The 1,054-nt window shown below is 70.1% G+C and carries 2 protein-coding genes; both read left to right on the top strand.

The annotated features are described in order from the left end of the window. Positions 1-460: ABC transporter ATP-binding protein (locus R1101_RS0124160; protein ID WP_016935718.1), on the top strand; the 460-nt coding region annotated here is incomplete at its 5' end. Beyond that, a partial coding sequence (locus tag R1101_RS0124155) for a hypothetical protein (protein ID WP_016935717.1) occupies positions 457-1,054 on the top strand: 598 nt, incomplete at its 3' end. The genes R1101_RS0124160 and R1101_RS0124155, both read left to right, overlap by 4 nt.

The following is a 1,054-nucleotide window of genomic DNA, read 5'->3' as shown; positions in this document are numbered from 1 at the left end:
GCACGACCCGAAGGTGCTCGTGCTCGACGAGCCGTTCTCCGGACTCGACCCGGTGGCCGTGGACGTCATGAGCGACGTCCTGGTGGAGAAAGCGAAAGAGGGTGTGCCGGTGGTGTTCTCGAGTCACCAGCTCGACCTGGTCCAGCGCCTGTGCGACCGGGTGGGCATCATCGGCGCGGGCAGGATGCGCGCCGTCGGCACCGTCGACGACCTGCGCGCCGGTGGCGACGCGCTCCTCGTCGTCCACGCGCCGCAGGCACCCCGCGGCTGGGCGGACGGTCTGCCGGGAGTCACCCACGCCGAGTACGAGGACGAGGACGAGCGCACCGTGCTCACCGTCACCCCCGGCGCCGACGACCAGCTGATCCTCAAGGCCGCCCTGGCCACCGGCCCCGTCCACGAGTTCTCGCTCCGGCGCCCGTCCCTGACCGAGCTGTTCCGAGAGGTGGTGTCCGCATGAGCGCCCCGTTGAGCAACGCCCGAGCGGTCGGTCTCGTCGCGTCGCGCGAGTTCGTCACGCAGGTCCGGAAGAAGAGCTTCCTGATCAGCAACGCGATCATCCTCGTCGCGATCGTCGTCGGCATCGTCGCCACCTCGATCCTGTCCGGCGGCGGCGAGGACCGGCCCACCGTCGGAGTCGTGGGTGCACCCGCCCTGCAGACGACGATCGAGTCGCTCGGTGAGACCGTCGGCACCCCGCTCGAGGTCTCCGAGGTTCCGGATGCCGCCACCGCGCGCGACCGGGTGTCCTCCGGCGATCTCGACGTCGCGCTCGTGCTCGGCGACGGTGCGTCCGTCACGGCGATCACCGAATCGGAACTCGACACCGACGTCCGGGCTGTCGTCGAGGCCGCGGTCGTGCAGCAGGCCCAGGTCGCCGCACTGACCGATCGCGGTGTCGATCCCGCTGCGGTCGCGGCCGACGTGGCCACGGCGACCGTGACCGTCGACGCCCTCGACCCGCCGGATCCCGAACAGGGACAACGGATCATCCTCTCGATCATCGCCGTGGTCCTGCTGTACATGCAGATCCTGATGTTCGGCATGTACGTCG

It is taken from the genome of Rhodococcus sp. R1101 (assembly GCF_000278445.1).
In the GTDB taxonomy this organism is placed as follows: Bacteria; Actinomycetota; Actinomycetes; order Mycobacteriales; family Mycobacteriaceae; genus Rhodococcus; species Rhodococcus gordoniae.
The sequence above is the reverse complement of the archived record's forward strand: the minus strand, read 5'-3'. Positions and strand labels throughout refer to the sequence as shown.